13 protein-coding genes are annotated in these 22,466 nt (G+C 71.6%); 3 read left to right on the forward strand and 10 right to left on the reverse strand.

Annotation, left to right across the window (positions count from 1 at the left end):
* Positions 1-16: 16 nt before the first annotated feature.
* From AB0H84_RS23765 to AB0H84_RS23800, 8 genes are all read right to left on the reverse strand, one after another.
* Entirely contained in the window at positions 17-562 is a 546-nt protein-coding gene (locus AB0H84_RS23765) for a hypothetical protein (protein WP_357607922.1), read from the reverse strand.
* The gene (locus AB0H84_RS23770) at positions 555-1,079 is read right to left on the reverse strand and encodes a hypothetical protein (protein WP_357607925.1); all 525 of its coding nucleotides are present in this window, start codon (positions 1,077-1,079) and stop codon (positions 555-557) included. The genes AB0H84_RS23765 and AB0H84_RS23770 overlap by 8 nt, the downstream gene beginning before the upstream one ends.
* A 49-nt stretch (positions 1,080-1,128) precedes the next feature.
* Complete coding sequence (locus AB0H84_RS23775; RefSeq protein ID WP_357607928.1) at positions 1,129-11,397, reverse strand: hypothetical protein; 10,269 nt, start codon at positions 11,395-11,397, stop codon at positions 1,129-1,131.
* A gap of 10 nt (positions 11,398-11,407) precedes the next feature.
* The gene (locus AB0H84_RS23780; RefSeq protein ID WP_357607931.1) at positions 11,408-11,749 is read right to left on the reverse strand and encodes a hypothetical protein; all 342 of its coding nucleotides are present in this window, start codon (positions 11,747-11,749) and stop codon (positions 11,408-11,410) included.
* Positions 11,746-12,150 (reverse strand): YbaB/EbfC family nucleoid-associated protein, encoded by a 405-nt coding sequence (locus AB0H84_RS23785; RefSeq protein WP_357607934.1) that lies wholly within the window; start codon positions 12,148-12,150, stop codon positions 11,746-11,748. The genes AB0H84_RS23780 and AB0H84_RS23785 overlap by 4 nt, the downstream gene beginning before the upstream one ends.
* 104 nt (positions 12,151-12,254) lie before the next feature.
* Entirely contained in the window at positions 12,255-12,650 is a 396-nt protein-coding gene (locus AB0H84_RS23790; RefSeq protein WP_357607937.1) for a hypothetical protein, read from the reverse strand.
* Complete coding sequence (locus tag AB0H84_RS23795; RefSeq protein ID WP_357607940.1) at positions 12,647-13,537, reverse strand: SseB family protein; 891 nt, start codon at positions 13,535-13,537, stop codon at positions 12,647-12,649. Before AB0H84_RS23795 ends, AB0H84_RS23790 begins: the two co-directional genes overlap by 4 nt.
* A gap of 15 nt (positions 13,538-13,552) precedes the next feature.
* Positions 13,553-15,352: a glycoside hydrolase family 15 protein gene (locus tag AB0H84_RS23800; RefSeq protein ID WP_357607943.1), complete on the reverse strand. Its 1,800-nt coding sequence runs from the start codon at positions 15,350-15,352 to the stop codon at positions 13,553-13,555.
* A gap of 261 nt (positions 15,353-15,613) precedes the next feature.
* Here AB0H84_RS23800 and AB0H84_RS23805 point away from each other — a divergent pair, with 261 nt between their 5' ends.
* A complete protein-coding gene (locus tag AB0H84_RS23805) occupies positions 15,614-15,850 on the forward strand; it encodes a hypothetical protein (protein ID WP_357607946.1) in 237 nt (78 codons plus the stop codon).
* A 173-nt stretch (positions 15,851-16,023) separates the two neighbouring features.
* Positions 16,024-17,175, forward strand: a complete 1,152-nt coding sequence (locus tag AB0H84_RS23810; RefSeq protein ID WP_357607948.1) for an FxsB family cyclophane-forming radical SAM/SPASM peptide maturase — start codon at positions 16,024-16,026, stop codon at positions 17,173-17,175.
* Positions 17,176-17,211: 36 nt separating this feature from the next.
* Here AB0H84_RS23810 and AB0H84_RS23815 read toward each other — a convergent pair whose 3' ends face one another.
* Positions 17,212-19,029, reverse strand: a complete 1,818-nt coding sequence (locus tag AB0H84_RS23815; protein WP_357607950.1) for a serine/threonine-protein kinase — start codon at positions 19,027-19,029, stop codon at positions 17,212-17,214.
* Positions 19,026-20,861 (reverse strand): protein kinase, encoded by a 1,836-nt coding sequence (locus AB0H84_RS23820; RefSeq protein WP_357607953.1) that lies wholly within the window; start codon positions 20,859-20,861, stop codon positions 19,026-19,028. The genes AB0H84_RS23815 and AB0H84_RS23820 overlap by 4 nt, the downstream gene beginning before the upstream one ends.
* A gap of 274 nt (positions 20,862-21,135) precedes the next feature.
* On the opposite strand from AB0H84_RS23820, the gene AB0H84_RS23825 reads away from it, so the two are divergent.
* Positions 21,136-22,419: an MFS transporter gene (locus AB0H84_RS23825; protein ID WP_357607956.1), complete on the forward strand. Its 1,284-nt coding sequence runs from the start codon at positions 21,136-21,138 to the stop codon at positions 22,417-22,419.
* Positions 22,420-22,466: the final 47 nt, after the last annotated feature.

Here is a 22,466-nt window from a genome sequence, read left to right on the forward strand (position 1 = left end):
TTGACCGGGCCGGTCCTCAGCGGTCGTGCAGACGGCGGAAGTCGTCCAGGCTCTGGCGGTAGAAGGCGAGATCGCTCTCCAGCTTGCGCCTGGTGATCCGGTCGGGCTGGGACTCCCGGAGTGACCTGCCCATCTCCGTCCAGAACGCGTCGAGGGGCAGCTCGGCGGCGCCCTCGGGGAAGAATTTCAGCGCCTCCGCCACGGCGTCGGCGGCGAAGCGCCAGTCGGCCGCGACCCTGTCGAACCCCGCGGCGTCCGAGGGATCCGCGGCGAAGAACAGGCCGCCCTCCAGTGCCCTGCTCGCGTAGGTGGCGGCGACGAGCACCCACTGGCCGGGGTCGATCAGCTCGGAGAGGCCGGTGCCGAAGATCAGCTTCTCGTATCTCGCCGCGGCCTCGGCCTCCTGGGGGACGAGCACCTCCGCGTCGCCGAGACGCACCACCCAGCCGTCCTCGTCCTGCTCGACCGCCGCCCGGCGGGACGCGCCCGGCTCGCCGCCGTGCACCAGGTCGAAGTGGACGTACGCCTCCACGAGTGAACGGGCGAGTCCGCGCTCAGGCATGCTGGGCCGCCAGCTCCTGGTAGGTGTCCCTGACGACGAGCAGCCGGTCGAGCTGGAACCTGCCGGGCTCGGCCGCCCGCATCCGCTGCCCGCGCTCGGACCAGAACCCGTCGTCGGGCACCGCGTCCGCGCCGGGCGGCACGAACTTGACGACCTCCTCGACCGCCGCGGTCGCGATCCGCAGCGTGCGCCGCGCCTCGGCCTGGTCGTCCACCGGTACGTTGCCCGCCGTCAGGTCGGCCACCCACAGCCACTCGCCCGCGTCGAGCAGCTCCGAGGGCTCCGCCCCGCCGAACGTCGGATAGCCGGTGGGCGCCACCGGGCGCTCGGGCAGGCCGAACAGGTATTCCCGCCGGGTCCCGCACTCCCCGCACGCGCCGGAGTAGCGGTTGACCAGCTCCTCCTCGACGCTGACCAGCCCGCTCTGCCAGGTCGTGTCCACCGACCCGCAGGCGCACGGGTGCAGATCGAGGTAGAGATGCGCCTCGTCCCTCGTCCGTGCCACCGCGAATGCCATAGCCGTCCTCTCCTCGGGAGTCCCATCATGCCGGAACGAGCGATCCCGCTCACACCGCCGCCGTGGCCGGCACCTGGAGCGGGGGCCGCCCGCCGCGCCGGCCGCACACGCACGGTCCGTCGGCGGGGCAGGTGCACGCCTTCTCCTCCGGCGGCTGCCAGCCGGTCGTGTCGGCGAGCGCGCGCAGGTGGTCCAGGTACGCGGGCCAGTCCTGGGGCCGCCGGCCGTTCGCGAGCGTGGCGAGCTCGGCGGCCAGCGGTTCCGGGAGGAGCCGCCACACCTCGGGCCGGGCGCCGGCCAGCAGGTCGAAGAGCACGCCCAGCCGCGCCGGCCGCTGGCGCGCGGTGGCCGCCCGAGCCTGGCGCACGCTCTCGTACAGCTCGGCCAGGGCCGCGTGGTCACCGGACGTCGCGCCCAGCATTCGGGCGACCGCTCCCGCGGCCGTCGCGGCGGCGGCCCGCTCGTTCGCGCCGATCGTACGCCGGCCGTCCACCTGGAAGGTCAGCATGCCGGGCTCGGGGGCGGCATCCTGCTCCCGCCGCACCTCGACGGGGATGGGTGCGCGTCCGGGCAGCACGATGTCCATCAGGCCCGGCCCGTACGTGTAGACCCGGGCGCCCATGAGCGCCGCGCCGCGTTCGACGGCCTTGGCCGCGGCCGTCTCCGGCAGCGTCGCGGGGCCCCGGATCGCCGCCACGTCAGCGGGAGAGAGCTCGCCTGCCCGCCCCAGCGCCAGCAGGCTGGACGCCGCCCCCGGCCGGCCGGGAGCCAGCCCCGCCCGTTCGGCCTCGGCCCGCAGCGCGGCCCGCTCGGCGATCGCGCCGGCCGGTCCCGCTTCGGCGACGATCCGGGCCAGCCCGCGCAGCCTGGCGAGCGTCACGGCGTCGGGCACCCCGAGCACCTGTCCCGGCACCCTGGGGGCTGGTCCGAGCGTCCGGCCCTGTGGGCGGCCCGCCAGCGCGGCCGCGTGCGCAGCGATCTGCTCCGCCACGGCGACCTCGGCGTGCCGCCCGGCTTCCTGCGGCACCCGGAGCACCAGCCGGTCCTGCGTGCGCGAGTCCACGGTCACCGCCGTGGCGTCCGGCGCCGCGTCGGCCAGCGCCACGGTGAACGTCCGGCCTCTCGCGGTCACGGTGAACTCGCGCGCGCCGCTCGCCTGAGCCACCTCGGCGACGCCGGCAATCTCCGCCATCCGGTCGAGCCCGGCCGGCGAGGTGTCCAGCCCCACGGGAGGTCCGCCGTTGAGCAGGCTCGCGATCCTGCCCTGCGGCCGGGCGGGAGCCGGCGCGCGCGGACCGGTGCCCCACGGCGGCGGGGGCGGGGTGTGGCCGCGGCGTTCGAGGTCGGCGCCGATGACGTCGATGGCGTCGGCCAGCACCTGGCGCGTGGCCTGGTCGGTGGCCGCGCGCCACTTGCCTGACAGGTGGGCGTGCTCGTCCAGGCGGGGGAGCAGGCAGTAGTCGGTGCCTTCGGCCTGGTGCTCCGACAGAGACGTCCTGATCACGCCATGCGGCGCGCCCGCCGCCGCGGCGACGGTCGCCTGCGTGATGTGCGAGAGTTCGTGCACCAGGGCCGACGACACGACGGCCGGATGCACGCGCGGCCAGACGCGCAGGAGATGCGGGTCGTCCGGCGTGCCCGCGCGCAGCTCGGTGGAGGCTGAGAGCCCTTCGCCCGGCTCCTCGATCAGCACGCGGACGTGCTGGTCGGGCGCGGTGGCGACCTGGACGGTCAGCCCGTCGCCCTGGCCCCAGGTGACGCGCGAGGCGGTTGCGCCCAGGTCGCCGGCCGTGACGTTCTGGCGGCGTACCTCGTCCAGGGTCAGGTCGGGGAGCCCGTCGGGCCGGGCCGACCGTGCGAAAGGCGTGCCCTCGATCGCGGGCGACGGCATGGTAGCGGGCGTGGTGCCCTGGGCGACGCTGCCGCCCACCGGCTGGACCGGAGTCACCTTCTCGGCGGGCCAGGCCGACTTGCGGATGTCGACCGGGTAGATGCCGCGTCCCATCAGCTCGGCCTTGACCTGATGGGAGAACGTGCCGGGCTGCTCGGAGTTCATGAAGACGTCACGCAGGTCGAGACGGGCCAGGTCGGCGGCCTCCAGCAGGATGGGGGAGAGGGTCGAGAACGCCTCGGCGAACCCGCCGTCGGGGACTTCGCTGCGCACCGAGCCGTCGGGGGCGGCCAGGTAGACGTGGAGGCCGTCAGCCTCCTGCACGGCCACCCGCGCCACCGCGCGGCGTTCGCGGGCGGCCACGCGGGCGTCCTGCAAGATCTGGATCAGCCCTGTGCGGCCCTGGCTCGGAACGAACCTGAACGTCGGCCAGCCGTGGTCAACGGGCGGCGCCAGCCGCTCGTTCGCCTCCACCCGGGCGAGCAGCTCCTCGATCTCCTCCCCGAAGAGCATCACATCCACCTTGCCGCTGGTGGCGCCCGGCAGGTGGACCGGCTTGCCGACGACGTGCTCGTCGCCGTTCCGCAGCCGGGCCACGTGCTCGAAGGTGAGATCGTAGTCAACTCTGAGCCGGACGACGTAGGCCTTGCCCTTCTCGAACTTGCTGCGCTCGCGGCGCGCTCCGTGGTGGTCGCTCACGCTCTCGGACGCCTGCGCGCCGACGCTCCCGCCGCTGCTGAGGCCGGATTCGCCGTCGCTCACGCTGCCGCTCTCGCTGATGGGCAGCACGTGGCTGCGGGACATCGACGCGTTCTGGGCGTCGGCCGCCCGGTCGACCTCTCCCTTCTCAGCGTCGAACGGCCCGGCGACGACGGTGAAGTCCGACAGGCGGGCCTGAATCCTGACCTGGGCGCCCTGGTCCTTGAACTTCTGCCTGGCCAGCCGCACGACGACATCGCCGCCGGGCCCCGTCATCCGTTCGAACGCGGTCAGCAGCGCCCCCGGGGACAGCCGCTTGGCCAGCTCGGACAGGCGTTCCTCGACCGTCTTGGGGCCCAGCATCTTCGCCAGCTGCGCGGTGACGTTCTCGAACAGGCTGGGTTTGCGCGAGTCCTCCCACAGCGCCAGCGTGAAGAAGCCGGGGTGCAACTCGAACTGCCGGGGGTCGGTGACGTTGACGAGCGGCCCCGGGTCCTCGGCGACGGGCCGGGTCATGCCGCTCGGGATGCGCCGAACGAGCCTGGCCCGGTAATGGACCGGGGGGGCGCTGCGGGGCCTGTGCCGGAGCACGTCGACCGCCTCGCGGGCCGTGACCGGCGCCTTCCCGCCGCGCACCGGCTTGCGCTTGACCTCGATGACCAGCTTCATGTTCTGCTCGACCATGTCGAGGCCGTTGAACATGGCCGCCCGCTGCAGCCGCGTGCGCTGCCGGTTGACGGAGCCGGAGTATGAGCGGCCCCGGTGTGTGGACACACCTGCCCCGTGGCCGTCGCCCTGGTCTGAGGCGCCATAGTCCAGGCCCGCCGAGTACGAGCCGTTGTACGACTCGGAGTGCGTCAGATCGGTGTAGCGGTAATGCTGGTTGATGACCCCGGCCTGCGCCATGCGCCAGAGGAGCTCGCCCTTGAGGGAGTCCGCGGGGTCCTCGTACACCAGCCGCGCCGTGACCGTGATCTCTTCGGCCTGTGCGACCTGGGGGCCCGCCTGCAGGTGATAGCTCTTCTCGTAGCCGCGCTCCGACCACATCTCGGTGATGTGGATCAGCGCGGCTTCGCTGGAGAAGTCGACGTCCAGCTCGTCGGTCAGGGTCGGGCTGCCGTCCACGGCCTCGGGGGCGGCGGCGCGCACGGCGGTCAGCACCGCGTCCAGCATGTCGACCGGGTTGCCCTGGTCGTCGGTTATATCGAGGGACTTCGCGGAGCCCAGGCCCATCGCCTTGTCGTACGACGGCGCCAGCACGACTTCCCTGGCATCCTTGATCATCTCCGACGCCCTGCCCAGGGCCTCGTCGAGCTGCTGCTCCTCGCTGCCCTGCCGGGCCATGGTCGCCGCCGGGCCGAGGCCGGCCACCTCCTGGATCTTGGCGAGCAGAGCCTGCGGGGTGTGGCGGTCGGCGTAACTCACGTCGGCGCCGGCCGCCCGCGCCTTGGCCACGTCCTTGATGTACTGCTGGACCACGGGCACGGCGAGGGTCCGGTCGAGAGGCAGGCTGCCGTTGAGCAACCGCTCGATGGCATCGCCCACCAGGGCGGTCGGCAGCGGGAGCTCGCCTTGGGAGTAGAGCAGCAGCGCCTCCTCCTCGGGGAGCACGAACAGCCCGGTGCCCCGTGCCGTGGCCTCGCCGTCCTTGCCGGCGGGAACCCGAGTTCCCACCGCGTGTCCCGCGTCCTCCGAGCCGCGGAGGGTGAGGTCTACGGAGGCCCGCAGGATGTACTGGCGGCCGAAGTTGATCGTGAGCTCTTCCGTGCCCCAGATGTCGAGGATCGACGTGGACTCGGAGGTGCCTCCCGAGCGGGACGGCAGTGAGACCTTGCCGCTGTCGCTCGACGTGCCGCCGTCGTCGAGGTCGGAGACGTTCGTCGATGCTCCGACGGACAGGCCGGACGACCCGCCCCAGGACACGCCGGCGCTGCCGAGCCCGAACAGGATCTCGCCGCTCACCTGGTCTACGGCGCCGACCACCTCCACGTCGCCGACCTCGCCCTGCACGGTCATCGACGACCGGGAGGGCGTTCCACGGGCGCGGATCCCGAGGCCGGTGGTGAGCAACCTCCTCAGCATCCTGGGGTGCGAGACGAGGTTGCGCAGCCCCAGAGCCGCCATGATCGTCTGGTACGCCACGGAATCCTGGCGCATGCCCCTCGGGAGCACATTCTTCGCCGCGGGCTCCAGGGTGCCGTGCGTGTCGAAGTGCAGGAGCTTCACCCTGGACAGCACCTTCTGCGACATCTTGCCGACAGGTGTGGGCGGCGAGTCGTTCACCGAAGGAAGCATGTCCGCCGCGAACAGCAGCCTGGCCCGGCCCGGCTCGGTCGCCAGGGTGGTCGTCTCGCCGTCGTGCACCAGCTCGGCGGTCAGATCGTGGCCCAAGGAGAAGATCGCGACCGGGCCGGTGCTCTCCTGCAGGGTCACCACGTTGACCGTGCCGCCGACGCTCGAGCCCGCCGTACGGGTGCGACTGCCGCCGGCGTTGACGCCCACCTCGTGCGAGAGGCCGTCGTGCCCCTGGTCGGGGCCGTCGCTCTCGCTGACGGAGGCGCCCGCCCCGTACGTCCTGGAGCGGCTGACGGCGCGGGCCGAGGTGTCGGAGCCGATGTCGAGGTTGACCACCGTCTCCGAGTCCGAGTACCCGATGTAGCGCGCGTCGCCGAAGTCCTGCTTCAGCGACAGGCGCAGCATGTGGTGCTCGGGCTTGCCGTTCAGGCCGTGCATCACCAGGTCGACGAGGATGCCGTCCTGTGCCAGCACGTCGTACGCGGACCTGATCCGGTGCTCGGAGAGCTGCTCGGCGACCTCCTGCATGTTGAGGATCTGGGCGGCGCGCTCCATCCGGTTGGACGAGTACTGCGGCACGCCTTCCACGATCTTCGGGACGATGCCGCGCTCGGCGAGCTCGTCCAGGACCTTCTTCCTGAACGCGTCCAGCCCGTCGATGTCCTGGACGAGGGCGGGGCCGGCGCCGCGCAGCTGTCCCGGCCCGTCGCCGAGCCACACGGGCAGCTCGGCCTTGCGCCCTGGGGGCGGCTCGGGACGGGGATCGCCGCGCAGAACCTGGTTGCCCTCCGCGTCGGTGACCGGCCGGCCGTCCTTGTACACCAGCGCCGCGCGGTCGACGGGCAGGCCGAAGCGGTACGCGGCCGACTCCCGCATGCTGACCACCGCCGTGCTGCGCACCGGCGGCCGGAGCTTGACGGGCGGCTTGCCGATGATCTCCACGGTGAACGTGGTCTCCAGCACGAGCCGGTAGCTCTGCTTGGGACTCGTCTTCCTGTGCACGCTCGGGTGGATGGCCTGCTTGTTGGCCGTGGCCGAGTACGACCGCGACGCCGACCTGGAGCCGCTGGCCCGCGGTCCGATGGTGGGATGGTAGTCGCCGAGCCCGCCGATCCCCTGCAGCGCGGGATCGTTGAAGCCGGCCGAGGCGTTGCCCTCCAGCGATCCGCCCGACGACGCCCCGCCCGGCGTCGCGGCGAAGTCGACGAGCACCTCCTCCTCGAACTCCTCCGCGGTGGACCCGCCCAGCGGCTCGCTCTCCACCAGCACGACCCTGGTCTTGGCGTGCACCTTCGCGTGCGGCTGGCCGTTTCTGGTGAAGACGCGCTCCAACCCGTTGGTCGCGTCGCGCAGCCGGTGGGGCAGCTCGTCGGTCACGAACGTGCGCAGCTGGTCGTGGGGGACGGTGCCGACCTGGGCGTAGTCCCCGCCGAGCGCCGCCGCGACCGTGTCGAGAGCGCCCTCCAGGCCGGTCATGCTGGTGAGGACGTGGTTGGGGAGCTTCGGGTCCCGCTTGTCGTCGTCGATCCAGGTCAGCTTCCGCGGCGGCTGGTCGGTGAAGGAGTGCGAGACCCACAGCTGCTGGGCGGAGGCGTCGCCGGGTTCGCCGGAGTCCACCACGGTGGTGTCCCGCCAGCCCTCCGACTGCCGCGTGCGGACCTCGACGGTCCAGGTCGCGGCGGCGTCGAACAGCAGCGACTCGCTCCTGTTGTCGGAGACCGAGCCCCCTTGCGCGTACATCCCCGCGCCGCCCGTCGCCGACCAGTTGCGCCCGGCCGTGGCCCCGAGGCCGACCTTGAGCAGCTCGGTCATGTTCCTGGGCCACTCACCTTCCGGCATCAGCTGCGCCAGGACGGATGTGTCGAAGCCGAGGGGGATGCCGACGCTGCCCGACTCGGTGGCGGAGACGGTCCGGCCGGCCTGGAAGAACAGGCCCACCATCATCTCCGACGCCTTGATGCCCGGGTCGAGCACCTCGACCAGGTCGGTGAGGGTGAGCCTGATCCGCACCTCCGCCGCCCTGCTGCCGCGGCCCACGCTCAGCACGACGCCGTCCTCGGAGACGAGCTTGTGCCAGTCGGCCCGCAGGGCGCGTTCCAGCTCGTTCGGGGTGAACCGGTGGCCGATCTTGTTCCGTTCCAGGATGCGGTTGACGGCGGTGGTGAGGGCGTTCAGATGGGCGAGCCGGCCCGTCGGCATGGCCGCGGACAGGCTGTCCCCCGGCGGCAGCGTGGCTTCCAGCGCGTCCAGGTAGCTTTGGTGGTGCCGCCTGGCATCGATCTCCTGCGACCGGGCGATCGAGGCCATGCCGACCTCTCCCGGCCGGGCGGGCCTGGCCGCCAGGCTCATCGCCGCCAGCATGCGCTCGTAGGCCTGCCTCGCCTCCCGTGCCTCCACCAGCACGGCGCCGTACGACTGGGCGATCCTGGTGTGCCGGGCCGCGGTGGCGCGGTGCGCGCGGTTCTCCTGCCGCGCCTTGCGTGCCCGCTCGAAACGGCCCTGATCGTGCTGGTTCTTCGCCTTGCGCGCCTCCTTCGTGGCCTTGCGTGCCTGCTTGCGTGCCTCCTGGGCGCTGTTCTTCTTCGCCTGGATCTGCTTCTCGAGCGCCGCCTCCTCCTGGATCAGCGCGTCGATGACGGCCCGGACGTCCTCGGCGGTCGGACGGGCGCCAGGTAAGGGCGGAGCGTGACGTGGCCGGGTGGCCTGCGTGGGGGCCCAGGGCGGCAGCGGCGGGGTGTGGCCGCGCTTGCTCAGCTCGCGCATCACACCGTCGATGTCGATGGCGAAGCGCCGCTTCTCGTGGAGGGTCTGGGCCTCATGCCACTGCTCGGTCAGGAGCGACAGCTCGTTGCGCTGGGCGTCCACGCACGCGTCGCGCGTTGCCTCGCGGCCGGCCTTGCGCCGCAGGAATCCCTGGCGCCTGCCCTCGCCGGCCGCCTGCAGCTCCTGGAGGGTGTCGGTGATCTCGTGCAGCCAGACCCTGGGCAGCTGGTCGGGGTGCACGTGCGGGCCGAAGTGGACCAGGTGCGGGTGGTCCTCGTCCGTGCCCCTCTTGATGTCGGTCTTGCCCATCAGGTCCGGGTGCAGGCCGCCGATGACGGGACGGAAGTAGTGGGTGCCGGTCTCCGTACGGACGATCAGCGTCCGGTTGTCCTGCGACCAGGTGACGCTCCGCACGCCCTGGTCGAGGAAGTGGCGGGTGAGCCAGTCGCCGGCCGCGTCATGGACCTCGTCCTCGGACAGGACGGTGTCCGGGCGGCCGTCGGTCACGTACCTGGTGCCGGGGACCGGCCTCGACGTGACCGTCCCTGGCTTGCTGGTGTGCGCCCGCGCGCGGGCCGGAGCAGGCGCGGGGGTGGCGTCGGGTGCCGTGCCGGCGTCCGGGGCGGCGTCCCGGGCTGCTGTCTCCGCGCCCTGGGCGACCGTCAGCATGGCGGCCGCCTCGGCCTGCAGGTCCGCGAGGTCCGAGACCTCCCCGGCCCGGGTGTCCAGCGCGGTGCGGATGCGGGTCATGGTGGCGGCGGGGATCACGCGCACGCCGTTGGCGGAGTTGACGAGGAGGTCGCCCGTCGGGCCGATCACCGCGTCGGGGAAGTCCGTGGTGAGCGCGCCGATCAGCGCCGTACGGGCTCGCTCGGCGGCGGTCATGGGGCCGGCGGCCGGGGTCGCGGAGGGAGTCGAGCCGGTGAGGGAGGAGACCGGATGGCCGGAGCCGTCGTCGGCGGTCGCCGCCTGGTGGGTGGTGGTCTGGGCGGCGGACGGCGCTTGGTCGGCGGATGGCGCCTGGTGGCCGTCGGGCTGTGTGGGGTTGCTGTCCGGTGTCCCAGGGTTGCTGCCCTGCTGTGTGGCGCTGTTGTCGTGCTGGGCGGTGCGGTTGCCCTGCTGTGCGGTGCTGTTGTCCGGCTGGGCGGGGTTGTCGTCGTTCTGCGCGTGGGCGTCGCGGTGCTGCGCCGTCTCGTCGTCGCTCTGCGGAGCGGGCGCTCCCGCCGTGGCGCTGCGGCCGGACTGCGAGTCCGCGTCGCCGGTGGGACGGGACGCGGAGCCGGCCTGCCTGGCAGCCTCCGAACGCGGGTCCGGCCGGCCCTGGTCGCTGGTGGGCGAGGTGGAGCCGCGCCTGTGCGTGTTCGGGTCCACGTCCGGCATGGTCGTCGTGCCGCCTGACCTGGTGGGCGCGGGTGTCCCGGGGCCGGGCTGCTGGACGGACCCCGGCATGGGAGGCTGGCCGCCGCTCGGGGTGGGGCCGCCGTTCGACGGGTTCCCGCTTGGCGGTCCCGCGGGCGGATCGCCCGCCGCGTTGGCGGCGTCGGTGCGCGCGGCGGAGTCGTACGCGGAGGCCAGAGTGGTGATCGGGTGGGCCAGCGCGGTGTAGACCTCGGGATTGAACGGGCTGATCGACCCGGTACGCCCGGCGCCGCCCATGAAGCCGCCCAGTAGGGAGTCGGTCGTGAACGGGTTCTGCCACTGGCCGTAGACCACGCCGTTGGCGATGAAGCTGCCCGCCGGGGAGGCGATCGTGTTGGTCAGGCCGGTGGTCAGCGCGCGGCCCCCGAATCCCGGCACATGCCTGGTGACGCGGGACACGGGCCCGGCCACCGCGGTCCCGAAGACCGCACCGGTGCCCGCGCCGATGATCGCCGCCCCGGACTTCTGCCAGTCCCACTCCTGCCGGGTGCCCATCTTGATCTGCTGGTACTGGGCGACCGCGTCGATGAAGAACTCCTCGCCGATCTCCTCGATGAGCTCCTTGCCGATCGACGAGCCGAGCAGCCTGGCGATGACGCCGCGTCCGGTGGCGCCGCTGAGCGCGGTCACCCTGGCCAGCCGCGTCGCGCCGAGCTCTCTGCCCCCTATCGTCGCCAGCCTGACGAGGATCCTGGTGATGGCCGCGCGGGCGCCCGCGGCGTACGGCCCGACGAGCGCGGTGGAGGTGCCGGCGGAGAAGAAGGAGACCATCATGGCGATCGCGATGGCGACGACCGTCACCCAGAAGGCCACGTTGATGGAGAGCTTGGAGTACTGGGTCTCGACGGCGAAGTTGTTGGCCTGCTGGGAGAAGGCCAGCGAGTTCCGGGACACCCCGGCCAGCCCGCCCTCCTGGCCGTGCAGGAACTGGGCCCTGGTGAGGAAGTTCGCGGTCGCGGGCGCATTCCAGCCGGTCACGACGGTGCGCGCGGCCGCGCCCGCGAGCGGCGTGGACCCGACGGATTTCATGGCCGCCTGGTAGTACTTCGCGGCCAGTTTCGCCAGCCCGGACTCGGTGGCCTCCGGCCATTTCTGCCCGGCCGACAGCATGGGGATCAGCCAGTTGACGACCCAGTCGGGCAGCGCCTCGGTCTCCCAGACCGGGCGGACGTCGCTGTCGATCTGGACCGGGGGCTGCGCGGTCGGCAGGCCGCCAGGGGTGTTGACGCCGGTGTCGGTGTGGACCGTCACGTCGTGGGCCTCAGATCTCCTTCGTTCTGGCGGCGAGATCGTGCTCGATGGCGGCGTCCGTGTGCAGGGTGTGGTCGACGGCCGCGCGCACCCTGCTCCCGGCGTCGATGATCTGCTTGGTGAGCTGGGCGTACTGGGTGAGCATCCGCTCCGGGCCGTCGTTGCTGAAGTGGGCGGCCTTGAACGCCTGCCCCTCGGCGCCGCCGCCCCACGGAGCGGCGGCGAGCGCCTCCCTGACCTCGCTGATCACCTTCGCCGACTCTCGGTCGAGGTCCTCGGCCATCGCCGACCACTCGGAGATCCCGCGGTGCACGACGGACTTCACGATCTCCGTACCGTCCCAGAGCCTCATCGCCGGCCCCCCATCCGCTCCGCGAGCTGCGCCATGGCGGTCTCGAGATCGCCGTCGAGGTGGGCCTCGAGCTCCGCACGGGGGATCACCGGCTCGAGGATCTCTTCGATGCGCTCCCGTGCCTTGGCCGCCGCCCGCTCGGCCGTCTCGACGATCGTGTCCGCCAGCTGCCGTGCGTCCGGCCGTCGATAGATGCGCGGGTCGAGGTCGAGCCTGACGAGTTCGCCGCGCGGGCCGACGGTCACCGACACCAGGCCGTCGCGCGATTTCTCGGTGACCTGGACGGCTCTGGCCTGGGCGTGCAGCTCCACGCCCGCGTCCTGGATCTGCCGGAACATGTCACGCAGCTCATCGGCGTACGCCCGCATCGCCGCCGCGTCGGGCCGGTCGAGCGACTCCATAAATCCCCCTGAAGCCCACGTGAAAAGTCTCTTACGACACTCCTACGTTTCTAGTCAGTTTCCGTCACATGAACATCAGGAGACAAGAGTCTCCGTCAAAAGTGTTAATTTCCGACATTCAGCTGAACGGCGTGCTCCCGCGGATCGGTGACCTCCTCGCGGGGCACCCAGAGGCGGTACACGCCCCGCTCGATGCGCTCCATCCCCAGCTCGGCCGCCGTGAGCGCCGATCCGCCCAGGTACTCCAGCAGCAGCTGACCCGCACGCTCGTCGTGCACGTGGAACAGCTCCCCCCGCCAGCCGCACACCGTCGTCACGAAGTGCACGGCCGCGCACTCGGACGCGGGCACTGTGCGTACGTGGCAGCCGGGCTCGACCTCCTCGAAGCCGTCCGCCGGCTCGGCGCTGCGCAGCCGGATCCACAGCTCCAGCGAGTGGGGCTCAGGGCTGGCCACGTACTCCGCGTCCCGCCAGCGGGCACGGTAGAAGGCGCGGCTCATCCGGACCGCCTGCCGATCAGCAGCCAGCGCCGCAGGTCGCCGTGGTACATCGCGCGCCGGTGCTCGGTCCCCCCGGACGTGAGCTCCCAGATCTCCGCGCCGTGCGGCAGGACCACGCCGTACACCTTGTACTCCCGGATGACGTGATCGACGTTCGGCACCAGGCCCATCCCCACGAACGGCGGCTCCTCGATCACCCAGCCCGCCACCGCCGCCCTGGTCTCCTCGTCGGTGCCGCCATAGGGGGTCCGGTAGAGCTCCAGGCCCGCGGGGCGCCAGCGCAGGATGTTCAGGGAGCCGCTCTCGGTCAGCATGCCGGGCTGCCCGAGCGCCTCGGCGAGCACGGCGGGCGTCGCGATGTGCGAGACGTCCAGCGCGTGGTGGCAGTAGCCGGAGACCCGCGGCTCGTCCCCGGTCAGAAGGTCATGGACATCGGTGGGGGAGAGCAGCTTCTGGACCGCCGGCACCCCCGAGCCGGGATCGAGGAGCAGGTCCTGAGCCAGCGTGGGCACCGCGAGCCTGGCCACCGTTCCCGGCTCCAGCATGAAGGCGGCCGTCAGCCCCGGATTGACCGCCAGCCCCCACCGCAGGTCCGGCCAGCCGGCCGCCAGCTCGACCAGCGAGAGGACGCGGCAGTAGGCGGCGGCGCCTCCGGTGGCCAGCCGCATCGCCTCCACGGAGGTGTAGGCGAGGAGCCACGTCCGATCGGGGCCGGTGGCGGTCGCCCAGCTGGGGGCCTCGGTTCCGGCCGCCGCGGCGGCGGTGATCGGCAGCGCCAGGTCGGCGTCGCGGAGCAGGCTCAGGCACAGCGCGGCCTGCCCGTCCCGGTGCGCCGCCCACAGCCGCTCCTCGAACGGCGTGGCCGGTTGATGATCACACGACGTCATCCGCCCAGTCTGCCGTCAGCCCATGGCATGGTCGAGATTGAAGGCGGCACTGATCAGCGCCAGATGGGTGAACGCCTGGGGGAAGTTGCCCAGCTGCTCGCCCGAGCGCCCGATCTCCTCCGCGTACAGGCCCAGGTGGTTGGCGTAGCTGAGGATGTTGTCGAAGACCCGGCGGGCCTCCTCCAGGCGGCCCGCCCTGGTCAGCGCCTCGACGTACCAGAAAGTGCAGATCGAGAACGTGCCCTCCTCGCCCTGCATCCCGTCGGGGCTGATCAGCGGGTCGTAGCGGTACACCAGCGTGTCCGACACCAGCCCTTCGGCCAGCGCGTCGAGCGTGGACAGCCACTTGGGATCGGTGGGCGAGACGAACTTGGCCAGCGGCATCATCAGCACCGAGGCGTCCAGCACGTCCTCGTCGAAGTGCTGGATGAAGGCGTTCAGCGTGGGCGACCAGCCCTGCCGCATGATCTGGCGGTACATCGCGTCGCGGGCCTCGCGCCAGGTCGGCAGATCGGCCGGCAGCCCGCGCTGGAGCGCCACCCGCGCGGCGCGTTCCACGGCCACCCAGCACATGAGCCGGGAGTAGACGAAGTTCTTGCGGCCGCCGCGGGTCTCCCAGATGCCCTCGTCGGGCTGGTCCCAGTTCTTGCAGACCCAGTCGACCAGCGCGCACACCTCGTCCCAGCGATCGCTGGAGATGGGCTGCCCCCACTTGTTGTACAGGTACACGGAGTCGATGAGCGCGCCGTAGATGTCCATCTGGAGCTGGCCGGCGGCGGCGTTGCCCACGCGTACCGGGGCCGATCCGCGGTAGCCCTTCAGGTGGGTGAGCTCGCGCTCGGGGAACTCGGTGCGGCCGTCGATGCCGTACATGATCTGGAGTGGGCCGGACTGCCGGCCGCGGCCGGCCTTGACGTGCTTCGACAGGAAGCTCATGAACGCCTCGGCCTCTTCGGTGAAGCCCAGCCTGAGCAGCGCGTACACGCAGAAGGCCGCGTCGCGCACCCACACGTAGCGGTAGTCCCAGTTGCGCCCGCCGCCGATCTGCTCCGGCAGGCTGGTGGTGGCGGCCGCGACGATGCCGCCGGTCGGCGCGTACGTGAGCAGCTTCAGCGTCAGCGCGGAGCGGTGCACCATCTCCCGCCAGCGGCCGCGGTAGCGGGAGGCGGACAGCCAGTGTCGCCAGTACCGCACCGTGTCGTTGTACGCCTTCTCGGCCTCGATGAGCGCGCACGATCTCGGCGCGACCCCCTCAGTCAGCCGGTCGAGGGCGAAGACGGCCTGCTGGCCCTCGGTGAGCTTGAACCGTGCCTGGACATCGCACCCGTCGCTCTCCAGAGGCACGGTGGCGGTCAGCCTCAGCGAGAACCCGGGCGACACGAACGTGGCCTGCCCGTCGGTCATGTGCACGGTGTGCGTCTGGGAGCTGTAGTCGAAGCGGGGCGCCACCCGTACGCGGAACGGCAGCGCGCCGCGTACGCACAGCACGCGCCTGATGAGCCGGTGCCGGTCGGCCTCGTGCGACTCCTCCTCGGCGATCGGCATGAAGTCCTGGACCTCCGCCACGCCCTCATCGGTGAAGAACCGCGTGACCAGCACGTTCGTGTCGGGTACGTAGAACTGGTTGGTCCGCACGGGCAGGTCGGCGGCGAGCTCGAACGCCCCGCCGCGCTCGTCGTCCAGGATCGCGGCGAACACGCTGGGCGCGTCGAAGCGCGGACAGCAGTACCAGTCGATCGTGCCGTCCGTGCCCACCAGGGCGACCGTCCGAAGGTCGCCGATCAGCCCGTGCTCGCCGATCGGCAGATATCCCATGTCATCAACGTAATCCGGACAAGGTCGGCGGTTGCCAAAACGTGCGGCAAGGGATGTACTGCCTCGTGCTTCCGGACGGGCCGGGCATCGGAGAACCGGCCGTGTGGCGGTTCTGTAGCGGCTCTGTGGGGGCGGTGAGGTACCGTCCGACTGTCGTGATCAACTTCCGTTGATCCCAACCGGAACAGGACATCACGGGCCGCGAAGGTCGCAATCGCCATGGCGGCAGGTCGATGTCCGGCCGTACGGAAGGAGCATCCAATGCCGGAACGTGAGGGAAATCTCGTACGGAAGGTGGCCCTGACAGCTGCTGCGTTCGCCGCCGCGTCCGCGGTCGGGGTCGGAGCAGCCGGTGCCGCTTCGGCTGCCGAGTCCTCTCAGGCGAACCTCTCAGAGGTCGCGGCGACCGCCGACCAGAACAGCGCGCTCGGTGCGGTGCTGAACCGGGTGACCGCCGACGACGACGTCTTCCGTCCTGCCGGCACTTTCAACAGGTGACGGAGCGCTGATCGGGCCGGGTGGCGGCCTGCTGTGACACGAAGGGCAGAGAGGCGAAGGACATCGTGATCGAGCTACCGATCGTGCGGGTGACAGAGCGGGCTGCCGAATGGCCGACTCAGGACGTGACCGATCAGGCGCTTGCGGATCCGTCCTGGCGCCCTCTGCCCTTCGTGGAATTCGCCCTCAAATTCCACGGCCGGTGCAACCTGGCCTGTGACTACTGCTACATGTACGAGATGGCCGACCAGAGCTGGAAGAGCAAACCGGTGGCCATGTCGCGGGAGACGATCGACCAGGTCGCCTTCCGGCTCGGAGAGCACCTGCGGGCGCACGCCGGCGAGATTCAGGGAGCGTCGGTGCGGCTGCACGGCGGCGAAGCGCTGCTCGCCGGCGCGGACCAGTTCGCGTACGCGGCGCGAGCGTTCCGGAGCGCCGCGCCGTCCGAGGTCCCGCTGCGGCTCGTCACCACCACGAACGGCGTGCTCCTCTCTGACGAGAAACTCCTGAACGTCCTGCGCGAACACCGCATCGGTGTCACGGTCAGCCTCGACGGCGACGAGGAGGGCCAGAACCGTCACCGCAAGTACGCCAACGGCCGCGGCAGCCATGACCGGGTGATGCGCGGCATCGAGGCGCTGAACCGCCCCGCCTACCGTGACCTCTTCGACCTCGTGCTCTGCACCGTCAACCTGGAGAACGACCCTCTGACCACCTACGAGGCGCTGCTCGCCACCGGGGCGCCGGCCGTGGACTTCCTGCTGCCGCTCGGCAACTGGTCGTCTCCTCCGCCGGGATGGACCTCCGCGGACGGGGGCACCGCGTACGCGGACTGGCTGATCCCGATCTTCGAGCGCTGGTACGCCACGGTGCCGCTTCCGGCCGGTGTCAGGCTCTTCGAGAACATCATGACGTCGTGCCTCGGCGGTCAGGCCTACACCGAGGGGCTGGGGCTCGGCCCGTTCCAGCTCATCGTCGTCGAGAGCGACGGAACCATCGAACTCGGCGACGCTCTGAAGTCCGCCTACGAGGGCGCCCCGTACACCGGCTTGGACGTTTTCCGGAACACGTTCGACGACGCGCGGCTCCTCCCGGGAGTCGTGGCCCGGCAGCGAGGGGTGGCCGGCCTGTCGCCGATCTGCGTCTCCTGCTCGATCCGGGATGTGTGCGGGGCGGGTGAGTACAGCACTCGATACCGCGCCGGCTCGGGATTTCTCAATCCCTCCGTCTACTGCGCCGATCTGGCCAAACTGATCTGCCACATCCGCGACCGGGTGGTCGCCGACGTGGAACGGCTGAGTGCCGGGCGCGCGGCGGCGGGCTGAGAAGCGCCTTTGGCAGGCGGACAAAGCTCATGTGTCCTACCAGCCGTCGCCCCAGCTCTCGCTGTTGCTGCAGATCTTCACCGCGACGCTCTTCCGGAAGCTCTTCGGGGTGACCACCTCGAAGACGATGTTGTACGTGCCCTCGCCCTTCCACGTGATGGACGGAAGCAGGGGCTTCGACGACGCCGTGCCCTCCTGCCTGCCCTGGTTCTGGCCGTTGACGAGCCACCGGTAGCTGTAGGTGCCCGTGGCCGCGACCTTGGCCCAGATGTTCATGTCGTTGCGCCAGCAGTCGCCCATCCTGATGCCTTCGTACGTGAAGGCCACCGACCTCACGCCGCCCGCGCTGGCGCTGCTGGTGGTGGTCGGTTTTGTGGTGGTTGGTTCTGCGGTGGTGGGCTTGGTGGTGGTGGGCGTGGTCGTGGGCCGCGACGTGGGTTCGGTGGTGGGGTTCGTGGTCTTGCGGGTCTTGGTGGCCTTCGGCGTCTTCGCGGTTCTGGTGGGGTGTGGCTCGGAGGTCGGGTGCGAGGTTTTGGGGGACTTCGTCGCTCCGGGGACGGTGGGGCTCTGGGCCGTGACGATGGTGGCGGTGGTGGTCCGGGCGGGCCACCTGGGCAACCAGAACCAGGCCGCCGCCACGGCACCGGCCACGACGACCGCGACCCCGCTGGACACGAAGATCAGCGTGCGCTGGTTGCCAGGGGCCGTCCGTTTGGGGCCGGTCTGGAGGTGGTGGACCGGGGGCCGCTGCGGACGCCCTGGTCCGGCACCCGGACCGGAGAAGGCCGGGAGCGGCGGACCGCCGGGCTCTGGTCCGGTCCCAGGACCGGAGAAGGCCGGGTGCGGCGGACCGCCGGGCCCTGGTCCCGTCCCAGGACCGGGGAAAGCCGGGTGCGGCGGACGGTCGGGGCCTGGTCCGGTGGCAGGGCCGGGGAAAGCTGGTTGCGGTGACCCGCCTGGGAAGCCCGCGTGTCCGGCACCGCCGCCTCGGGATGGCGCGTGGCCAAGGGAGGGCGCATGCGCCGGCCCGTGGCCCGCTGGGGAGGCCGCGTGCGGGGGACCGCCTGGCGGTGGGTGGTGACCGCCTGGGGGTGGTGGTGCCTGGCCGCCGATGAGCTGGAAGAGGACGTCCTGCATGGCCGGGCGGGCCGCGGGGTCCTTGGCGAGGCACGCGTACACGATCGAGCGCAGCGGCTCGGGCACCCCGTCGAGGCGCGGCTCCTCGTACTGGATCCGCCTGAGTACGGCCGGCACGGAGTCGTTGCCGAACGGCGGGGCGCCGGTGGCCGCGTACACCATCACGGCCCCCCACGCGAACACGTCCACGGCGGGCCCGGCGGCGGCGCCCATGAACTGCTCGGGCGCCATGTACGCGGGCGTCCCCACGATGCTGCTGGTACGGGTCAGCGCGGCATCCATCGCCCGCGCGATGCCGAAGTCGATGACGCGCGGCCCGTCCCGTCCGAGCAGGACGTTGGCGGGCTTGAAGTCCCGGTGGACGACGCCGGCCCGGTGGATGGCGGCCAGCGCGGTGGCCGTCGCGACCGAAAGCCGTTGCAGGTCGGCCCCGGAATGGCGGCCCGCCTGCTGCAGTGAGGGACCGTCGACGTACTCGGTCACGATGTACGGCCGTGCGCCCAGCGAGGCGTCCAGCACCTGCGCGATGCAGAACGGCTCCACCCGCCGCGCGGCCGCTATCTCCTTGGCGAACCGGCCGTCACCCGGCACCCCTTCACGCAGCACCTTGATCGCGACCTGGGCGCCGTCGGGGGCGGTGGCCAGGTAGACCACGCCCTGGCCGCCCTCGCCCAGCTCCCTGACGACCCGGTACGGGCCGATGGCCTCCGGCGTCACGAGTAGTCTTTCAGATCGCACATGTTGATCGACATGCTTTTCTGCGCCGTGGAAGGCGCGGTGACCTTGAGGGTGAGGGTGTGGCGCCCTGCCTTGAGCATGTACTGCTGGGAACTCACGAACGCGGTATACGTGCCCTTCGACACCCACGACCTCCCTCGCGAGATCGCCTTGCCGTCGACCAGCCAGACGCTGGAGATCCACACCTCTTGCCGGGTCGACTCCACGCTCGTCTGGAAGTGGATCGGCGGCATGTAGCAGCCCTTGGAGTCGTCCTGGCCGGGGCCGCCGAACAGCTCTATCTCCAGGATGCTGACCCGCGCGGTCGTAGCCGGTTTCTTGGTGGTGCGGGTGGGAGTCGGTGTCGCGGTCTTGGTCGGCGTCTTGGTCGGCGTCTTGGTCGGCGTCTTGGTCGGTGGCGCCGTGGTGGATTTGGTGGCCTTGGGGGTCGGCGTGGGCGTGCTCTTGGGGGTCGTCTTTCGCACGGTGGGCGTACGAGTGGGCGTACGGGTGGGCTTCGGGGTCTTTCGCGGCGGCGTCGTGGTCGCCGCGTGTTTGCTGGTCCGGGAGGTGGAGGGGCTCGGGGAGCCGGCGGCGAGGGACGCCGAGGTGGTCGGCTTCGACCAAGGGGCGAGCCAGACGACGCCAGCGACGAGCGCCACCACCATGACGGTCGACACCCCCACGGCCACGGGAACGCCGATCCGGCGACCGCCCGCAGCCCGAGCCCTCCGCCCCGGCCCCGGCCCCGTCCCCGCGCCCGGGAACGGCCCTTGGCCCGGCATCGGCCCTTGGCCGGGGAACGGCCCTTGGCCCGGCATCCCGCCTTGGGCGGGGAACGGCCCGTGACCTGACATCGCTCCTTGGCCGGGAAATGGCCCTTGGCCAGGGAAGGGCAGCCCTTGACCCGGCATCGACCCTTGACCGGGTGCCGACCCCTGGCCGGGCGCGTACCCAGACCCCCACCCGGGCACTCCCGGCGCTTGCCCGTACGCCTGAGGCCGGGCCTGGAAATCCTGCTGCGGATGAGAAGGGCTCGGGACCGCGGCGTTCTGCCCGCTCAGCAGCCGCAGGATCACGTCCCGCATGGTCGGCCGGGCACGTGGATCCTTGGCCAGGCAGTCGTACACGACGGACCGCAACGGTTGCGGCAGGTCGCCGAGCTGCGGCTCGTTGTGCAGGATGCGGTTGATGACGGCCGGCAGCGTGTCCTGCCCGAACGGCGGCGTCTCGTTGGCCGCCCACACCATGACCGACGCCCAGGCGAACACGTCGGCGGCCGGCCCCACCGGCTGCCCCGCCAGCTGCTCGGGAGCCATGTACGCGGGCGTGCCGACGATGCTGCTGGTATGCGTGACGGCGTCATCCATGGCCCGCGCGATGCCGAAGTCGATGACCCGCGGCCCGCCGGGACCGAGCAGCACGTTCGCGGGCTTGAAGTCCCGATGCACGATGCCCGCCTCATGGATGGCGGCCAGCGCGGTGGCCGTCGCGACCGCCAGCCGTTGCAGGTCGGCCCCGGTGTGGCGGCCCGCCTGCTGCAGGGAAGGCCCGTCGACGTACTCGGTCACGATGTACGGCCGTGCGCCCAGCGAGACGTCCAGCACCTGCGCGATGCAGAACGGCTCCACCCGCCGCGCGGCCGCGATCTCCTTCGCCAGCCGGTCGTCGAAGCCGGCGCCCTCGCGGAGCAGCTTGACGGCCACCTGCCGGCCGTCGGGCATCTGCCCGAGGTAGACGGTGCCCTGGCCGCCCGCTCCGAGCCGGCCGAGCAAGCGGTACGCGCCTAATGCCGTCGGGTCGTCCTCCCGCAGCGGTTCGACATGCGCCATGAGAGAAGTGACTCCTGAGACGGGTGCGGGTGATCGTTACGTACGATAGCGACTGCAATACGGGTTTGTTGTGATGTTTCGGAGTCGCCGGAAAAGCTGCCTTTTATCGACAAGTCCGGCTCGGGGGTGCCAAAAGGAACGGACGGCGAGCCCGGCGTCGGCACCTGTCCCCGGAATTGTCGGTGAGGACTGGCAGGGTGTCCCCGGATCTTCGGATCGCACCGGCCGCGACGGTCGCGTGCCGACGTCACAGGACCGTTGGAGGCCGACCGCCATGAAGGTGCGTCCCGGCGACAGAGTCGGCGATCCCGCCGCCGGCAGGCCGGCCGCGACCCGCTCGATGTTCGCGCCGCTGGGGGACAGGGGCTTCAGGCGCTACTACCTGGGCCAGACCGCATCGGCGTTCGGCGACTCGCTGACCCCGCTGGCGATCGCGTTCGCCGTGCTGCACCTCACGGCATCACCGGTGGACCTGGGGATCGTCGTGCTGAGCACCCGGCTGCCCGTCATCCTCCTGACCCTGCTGGGTGGCGCGGTCGGCGACCGTTTCTCCCGCAGGACGGTCATGTTGCTCGCCGACCTCACCCGTTTCGTGGCGCACGGCACGACGGCGGTCCTGCTGCTCACCGGCACCGCGCACCTCTGGATGCTGGTGGCCCTGCAACTCGTCGCCGGCGCCGGATCGGCCTTCTTCAGCCCGGCCGCCATAGGGCTCGTCGCCTCGCTGGCCGGCAAGGAGCACCTGCAGGCGGCCAACTCCCTGATCTCGCTCTCCAGAAGCGCCGCGTCGATGGTGGCGCTGGGCACGGCGGGAGCCCTGGTGGCGCTGGTCGGGCCGGGCTGGGCCATCCTGATCGACGCGCTGACGTTCCTGGTGAGCATGGCCTTCCTCTACCGGCTGCCCACGGAGAACCGGTTCTCCGCCGAAGATGCGGTGCCACGGAAGGGCGGTCTGCTGGCCGGCATCGGCGGGGGCATCACGGAGGTGTCGCGGCATCCCTGGTTGTGGATCTGGATCGTCCACGTCGCATTCACCAACGCGATCGTGGTCTCCCCGATCATGGTGCTGGGTCCGTACGTCGCCGACCGGCAGCTCGGCGGCGCCCCGGCCTGGTCGGCGATCGGCATCGCGTACGCCGTCGGCGGCCTGGCGGGAGGCTTCGTCGGCGCCCGCTGGAGACCCGCGCGCCCCATGGTGGCGGCGCTCCTCTTCTTCCTCCTCATGGCCCCGCTCCCGGCCCTGCTGGCGATCCCGGCCGAGGTGTGGCTGCTGGCACTCGCGGGAGTGGGCGCGGGCATGCAGGTGGTGGTCTACAACGTGCTCCAGACCACCGCGATCCAGCGCAACCTCCCCGAGCGATTCGTCGCCCGCGCCACCTCCGTCACCATGCTCGGCGCGCTCGTGGCGGCCCCGCTCGGCACGGGACTGGCCGGCCCCGCGGCGGCCTGGGCAGGCACCCGCCCCGTCCTCGTGGCCGGCGCCGCGGTGGCCGTGCTGATCACGGCCGTCACCCTGCTTGCCCCATCGGTGTGGCGCGTCCGAGCCGGAGACGCCTGACCTTTCCGCCGCGTCCGCCACTCGAAGCATGCCTGTGACCAGACCCA

It is taken from the genome of Nonomuraea sp. NPDC050786 (assembly GCF_040654115.1).
Taxonomy (GTDB): Bacteria; Actinomycetota; Actinomycetes; order Streptosporangiales; family Streptosporangiaceae; genus Nonomuraea.

Coding starts and splice junctions, on each gene's coding strand:
- AB0H84_RS23765 (WP_357607922.1), bottom strand. CDS start 562: ATGCCTGAGCGCGGACTCGCCCGTTCACTCGTGGAGGCGTACGTCCAC.
- AB0H84_RS23770 (WP_357607925.1), bottom strand. CDS start 1,079: ATGGCATTCGCGGTGGCACGGACGAGGGACGAGGCGCATCTCTACCTC.
- AB0H84_RS23780 (WP_357607931.1), bottom strand. CDS start 11,749: ATGAGGCTCTGGGACGGTACGGAGATCGTGAAGTCCGTCGTGCACCGC.
- AB0H84_RS23785 (WP_357607934.1), bottom strand. CDS start 12,150: ATGGAGTCGCTCGACCGGCCCGACGCGGCGGCGATGCGGGCGTACGCC.
- AB0H84_RS23790 (WP_357607937.1), bottom strand. CDS start 12,650: ATGAGCCGCGCCTTCTACCGTGCCCGCTGGCGGGACGCGGAGTACGTG.
- AB0H84_RS23795 (WP_357607940.1), bottom strand. CDS start 13,537: ATGACGTCGTGTGATCATCAACCGGCCACGCCGTTCGAGGAGCGGCTG.
- AB0H84_RS23800 (WP_357607943.1), bottom strand. CDS start 15,352: ATGGGATATCTGCCGATCGGCGAGCACGGGCTGATCGGCGACCTTCGG.
- AB0H84_RS23805 (WP_357607946.1), top strand. CDS start 15,614: ATGCCGGAACGTGAGGGAAATCTCGTACGGAAGGTGGCCCTGACAGCT.
- AB0H84_RS23820 (WP_357607953.1), bottom strand. CDS start 20,861: ATGGCGCATGTCGAACCGCTGCGGGAGGACGACCCGACGGCATTAGGC.
- AB0H84_RS23825 (WP_357607956.1), top strand. CDS start 21,136: ATGAAGGTGCGTCCCGGCGACAGAGTCGGCGATCCCGCCGCCGGCAGG.